4 protein-coding genes and 1 rRNA gene are annotated in these 6,062 nt (G+C 38.9%); 2 read left to right on the top strand and 3 right to left on the bottom strand.

The genetic code is table 11. The features are described from left to right. Nucleotides 1–20: 20 nt before the first annotated feature. The 3 genes from AC4CVH_RS07290 to AC4CVH_RS07280 form a co-directional block, all read right to left on the bottom strand. Nucleotides 21–1,531, bottom strand: a 16S ribosomal RNA gene (locus AC4CVH_RS07290). A gap of 443 nt (nucleotides 1,532–1,974) precedes the next feature. Continuing rightward, nucleotides 1,975–2,796, bottom strand: coding sequence for an undecaprenyl-diphosphate phosphatase (locus tag AC4CVH_RS07285; protein WP_490787095.1), 822 nt, complete (start codon nucleotides 2,794–2,796; stop codon nucleotides 1,975–1,977). Nucleotides 2,797–2,905: 109 nt separating this feature from the next. Beyond that, nucleotides 2,906–3,793, bottom strand: coding sequence for a DMT family transporter (locus AC4CVH_RS07280; protein WP_490787088.1), 888 nt, complete (start codon nucleotides 3,791–3,793; stop codon nucleotides 2,906–2,908). Nucleotides 3,794–3,941: 148 nt separating this feature from the next. On the opposite strand from AC4CVH_RS07280, the gene AC4CVH_RS07275 reads away from it, so the two are divergent. Together AC4CVH_RS07275 and AC4CVH_RS07270 are read left to right on the top strand one after the other, a co-directional pair. Continuing rightward, on the top strand, nucleotides 3,942–5,300 hold the full coding sequence (locus AC4CVH_RS07275) for a MurT ligase domain-containing protein (RefSeq protein WP_490787087.1): 1,359 nt from the start codon (nucleotides 3,942–3,944) through the stop codon (nucleotides 5,298–5,300). An 18-nt stretch (nucleotides 5,301–5,318) separates the two neighbouring features. After that, nucleotides 5,319–6,050 (top strand): type 1 glutamine amidotransferase, encoded by a 732-nt coding sequence (locus tag AC4CVH_RS07270; protein ID WP_490787086.1) that lies wholly within the window; start codon nucleotides 5,319–5,321, stop codon nucleotides 6,048–6,050. The last annotated feature ends 12 nt before the right edge of the window (nucleotides 6,051–6,062 follow it).

Raw genomic sequence — 6,062 nt, 5'->3', positions numbered from 1 at the left:
TCCATCCCTGTTCTCCCTAGAAAGGAGGTGATCCAGCCGCAGGTTCTCCTACGGCTACCTTGTTACGACTTCACCCCAATCACTAACCCCACCTTCGGCCGCGTCCTCTTACGTTAGACTGCGGACTTCGGGTGTTGCCAGCTCTCATGGTGTGACGGGCGGTGTGTACAAGGCCCGGGAACGTATTCACCGCGACATTCTGATTCGCGATTACTAGCAACTCCAACTTCATGCAGGCGGGTTTCAGCCTGCAATCCGAACTGAGGGCAGTTTTCTAGTTTGGCTCCACCTCGCGGTTTCGCATCTCTCTGTTCTGCCCATTGTAGCACGTGTGTCGCCCTGGACATAAGGGGCATGATGATTTGACGTCATCCCCACCTTCCTCCGCGTTAACCGCGGCAGTCTCGTTAGAGTGCTCATCTTTACATGTTAGCAACTAACAACAAGGGTTGCGCTCGTTGCAGGACTTAACCTAACATCTCACGACACGAGCTGACGACAACCATGCACCACCTGTCTCCCTGCCCCGAAGGGCTTCGCCTGTCTCCAGGCTATGCAGGGGATGTCAAGTCCAGGTAAGGTTCTTCGCGTTGCTTCGAATTAAACCACATGCTCCGCTGCTTGTGCGGGCCCCCGTCAATTCCTTTGAGTTTTAATCTTGCGATCGTACTTCCCAGGCGGAGTACTTAATGTGTTAACTGCGGCACAGAAGGGGTCGATACCTCCTACACCTAGTACTCATCGTTTACGGCGTGGACTACCAGGGTATCTAATCCTGTTTGCTACCCACGCTTTCGTGCCTCAGCGTCAGTTACAGTCCAGAGAATCGCCTTCGCCACTGGTGTTCTTCCTAATCTCTACGCATTTCACCGCTACACTAGGAATTCCATTCTCCTCTCCTGCACTCCAGATGTCCAGTTTGAAATGCAGCCCCCGGGTTAAGCCCGGGTATTTCACATCTCACTTAAACATCCGCCTACGCACCCTTTACGCCCAGTAAATCCGGACAACGCTCGCCACCTACGTATTACCGCGGCTGCTGGCACGTAGTTAGCCGTGGCTTCCTCCTCTGGTACCGTCATTATCTTCCCAGAAGACAGAGCTTTACGATCCGAAAACCTTCATCACTCACGCGGCGTTGCTGCATCAGGCTTTCGCCCATTGTGCAATATTCCCCACTGCTGCCTCCCGTAGGAGTCTGGACCGTCTCTCAGTTCCAATGTGGCCGATCACCCTCTCAGGTCGGCTACGCATCGCTGCCTTGGTAGGCCTTTACCCCACCAACTAGCTAATGCGCCGCGGGTCCATCTCAAAGCGGATTTCTCCTTTCATCCCGGATCCATGTGAATCCAGGTCTTATGCGGTATTAATCTCCCTTTCGGGAGGCTATCCCCCTCTTTGAGGCAGGTTACCCACGTGTTACTCACCCGTCCGCCGCTAGATTGTCCCCGAAGGGACTCTCTCGCTCGACTTGCATGTGTTAGGCACGCCGCCAGCGTTCGTCCTGAGCCAGGATCAAACTCTCATATTAAAAGTTCTTTCTGCTCATTACTGTTTATTTCAAAAGAATTGCTGGTTTGTTTCTTCAAGTTTCTGCTTGCTTTTTACTCTGTTTAATTTTCAAGGATCATTCCCGCCGTCTCCTCTGAGACAGCTTTTAAAGTATATCATCCTGTCCAGCCTTTGTCAACATTTTTTTGCATCTTTTTCACAGTGCATCAAACTGTTTCTTTTTTGTTCCTCAACCGGACAACGAATGTTATTATATCACAGCACCTCATATAGTTAGAGGTTAAATTTATCATATGATAAATTTATTTTACCCATTCTTCAAAATTCTATACATTTCTTCTTTTTTTATATAAAGATACGCCCGGATAAGCTTATATGATATATAAATGCAATAACTTACAAAAACCGCCTTGAAACTACTCCAAGACGGTTTTTTTACTTATAAGACAAGTCCTAAAAAAATTATATAACATGAACAGCTGTTAAAACCAAAACCAATATTCCAATAAATATCCTGTATATTGCAAATACCCTCATAGGCTTTCTCTTCAAAAATCCTATAAACTTGTCCACTACAACAAGTGCTACTACAAAAGAAACTACAAATCCTACAACAAGAGCTACTATCTCGGGTGCAGTCATTACTATGTCAATTTTCAGCAGCGAATATACTGTGGCAACTATCATGGTAGGTATGGCAAGTATAAACGAAAATTCTGCAGCTGCAACATTTGTAAGTCCGCTAACCCATCCACCCATTATAGTAGATGCTGACCTTGACATTCCTGGCCAAAGTGAAAGGCATTGAAAACATCCTATCTTGAAAGCCTGGACAACATTTACATCTTCAATTCTTTTTGTACTGTTTCCTCTTCTATACTTTTTCTCCATAAATACCATCAATAATCCTCCGACTATAAGTGCAAATGCAACAGTAATCGAATTGAACAATCTGGCCTTAATCCTGTCATTGAACAAATATCCAACTATTGCAGCAGGAAGAAATGCTATAAACATATTAAACCAAAGCTTGAATCCCCATTTGCCCGGGGCAAGGTTTTTAAATGAACCGGATATTTTATTCCAGTAGAGGACCAATATTGCAAGTATTGCTCCAAGCTGAATTACAATCTCAAATGTATCGACATACGCTTTTCTATAAGTTGGATCCTGAAATTTTATAATGGTTCCAACAATTATCATATGCCCTGTAGACGATATAGGCAAAAATTCGGTAATTCCTTCTACAACTCCTATTACAATCGCCTTTACAATAAGTATAATTTCAAACACACCCACTCGCTTCAACTCTTTTCATTTATGATTTTTACAACAATTTTCATTATACTATCATTGTTAATGATTGCACAATACATATATTATTAACATATTGTTATAAATATCCACTCTGTTTGTCACCTGTCATGATACATACCGCAAGTGCTATAAGAATACCTCCTGTAATCTGAAGTATGCTTATTTTCTCACTTAAAAAAATCCATGACAGCACTATAGATGATGGTATTTCAATATTTCCCAAAATTGATGTTTTTACAGAACCTATGAGTTTTATTGAAGAATACATCATGGAAAGCGGTATTGCCTCTGTAAAAACCGCAATTATTACAATATATATCATGCTTTCTTTCGCAATTCCTTTTTGAATCAGTAAAATCGGAGGCTTGTACAAAACTATTACAGCAAACGAGAAGAGCATAGAATAAGCATTTATTACCGCAGAATCTACATCCTGCAGTTTTTCCTCACTGTATATATTCATAAATGCATAAAATACAGCACTCAAAAGTCCAAAAAGTATTCCCTTGAGTTCATAATGTATATCTCCTGAAAATATATTCAAGCCCATTGTACATCCTAAAAAACATATAAAAACAGCAGCTACATTTCTCATAGTTGCCCTTTTACCTTTAAATAAAATCGAATACGCGAGCACCATTGCAGGATAAGTGAACAAAAGCATTGTTCCAACAGCTGCGCTCACATACTTAAATTCCTCGTAATAAAACAAAATCATAAGAGTGTTTCCAAATACACCAAATATACCAAGTCTTAAAAACTGACTTTTATTCAGACATAACTTTTTTCTGTCCATTATAAAAATCACCGCAAACATCAAAAATGAAGCTATCGCATACTGTACAGTAAGCATATCAAGAGAATCAATTCCGGTACTGTAGGAAAGTTTTATAAGAACACTGGCAGATCCAAACATTAAAGCTGCAAGGACTGCATAAACATACCCTCGTTTCAGATAAACCACCTCTTCCAGCTAAAATTATTTATTTTGCAAATCCAATTGTATCATATTTTAATTTACAGTATGTCAACTTTTTGATGTAAAATCCACCATATTGTATTATAATATTTAGGAGTTAAAAATAGCTGGTTCTATTTTTAAACAAAGGGTGGTGTTAAAAATTAGAATTAAATCTTTTTTAAGTATTGTAATTTCTAAATCATTAATAAAAATATCAAGTGCACTGTTCAAAGGAGGCAGCAACTTTCCTGGAAGAGTCGCCCTAAAACTTGATGGAAGCATATTAAAAACCATATGCAAGAACTACAAAATAATAGTTGTAACAGGCACAAACGGAAAAACTACAACTACAAGTATGATATACAATATAATAAAACAAAACGGAGACCATGTTATAACAAACAATACCGGAGCTAACATGCTTCCTGGAATTGTTTCATGTTTTATTGAAAACTTTTCCTTTAAAAAATGCAGCAAGACAAGTTACGCTGTCATAGAATGTGATGAAGCCAATTTAACATTTCTCACAGATTATGTAACTCCAGAAACAATAACTGTCACAAACTTGTTCCGCGACCAGCTTGACAGATACGGTGAAGTGTACACAACATTGAAAAAAATTCTAAACGGTATAAAAAAAGTACCTATTTCAACTCTTATATTGAATGGAGACGAACCTCTTCTTGGTGATCTTGCGGTCGAAAATAGAAAAATATATTACGGATTCAACTGCAGCATGAGTTCAAGAAAAACAGTAGACATAAATGCTGATTCAAAATTCTGCAAGAAGTGCAAACATCCATATAGTTATCATTTTATAACATACAGTCATCTTGGAGACTTTTACTGCGACAAATGCGGCTACAAAAGGCCTGAGCTCGATTATTCCGTTGACTCAATAGAAAATACATCACAAGACGGATCAACTGTATTTATAGGTGGCCGTGAATACTATATAAACCAGCCCGGCGCCTACAACATATACAACGCGTTGTGTGCCTACTCTGTTGCAAAGGCATGTGAAATTGATGATTCCATAATACATACTTCACTTGAAAACCAGAAGAGCAGTTTTGGAAGACAGGAAACAATAGATATAGAAGGTAAAAAACTAAAAATAATTCTCGTTAAAAATCCTGCTGGATATGATGAAGCAATAAACAGTATTTCCCTAGATAAAAGAGATTTCAATCTGGCAGTACTTCTAAACGACAATTATGCCGATGGAAGAGATGTATCATGGATATGGGACGTTAACTTTGAAAATCTGTCTTTGCTTAACATAAAAAAGATATTCGTCTCGGGAATACGATTGTATGATATGGCAGTACGTCTCAAAATAGCCGGACTTGATGAGAATAATTTCGTACTGTGCAATGATTTTAAAAAACTTGCAGACCAGATTAAGGAATGCAGTGAAAACAGAATCTATGTTCTTGCAACATATACTTCTATGATAAACTTCAGAAAATATCTGAGCTCAAAAGGATACATAAAAAAGTTATGGTAGATAAGGGAGTGTATTTTTATGGAAATTGACATATGTCACCTGTATCCTGATCTTCTAAACGTATATGGTGATCTTGGAAATATAAAAATATTGAAGTACAGGGCTGAAAAAAGAAATATAAAGGTAAATATTCACAATATATCCATAGGTGACCCTTTCGACTGGGAAAAGTATGATATAACTTTCTTCGGCGGCGGTCAGGACTACGAACAGTCTATAGTATCAGAGGATCTGATAAAAAATAAAAAAGACGGAATAATGAAGTATATTGAACAGAACAGAGTGTTTTTATCAATATGCGGAGGATATCAGCTTCTTGGTAAATACTACACCACTCCACAGGGCAAAAAACTTGCCGGGCTTGGAGTAATAGACATATATACTGAAGGCGGTGAAAAACGATTTATCGGAAACACCGTAATACGAAATGATCAGTTTGGAGAAACCTATGTTGGATTCGAAAACCATTCCGGGAGAACTTATATCGGGAACCTAAAACCTCTTGGAAAAGTATTAAAAGGCTATGGAAACAATGGCGAAGATGGTTATGAAGGATGTATATACAAAAACTGTTTTGGAACTTATTTTCACGGTTCGCTGCTTTCCAAAAACCCAGAACTCTCCGACAGATTTTTAAAACTGTCCCTTATGCAAAAATATAAAAAAGATATAGAACTTAAACCTCTGGATGACAGTTTGGAGATAAATGCCAAAAAATTCATTGTGAAAAGAGAACTGAATACTAAATAGAACTATGAAAAC

The sequence above is a fragment of the Clostridium pabulibutyricum genome (assembly GCF_058242705.1).
This window is presented reverse-complemented; position numbering and strand designations above follow the sequence as displayed.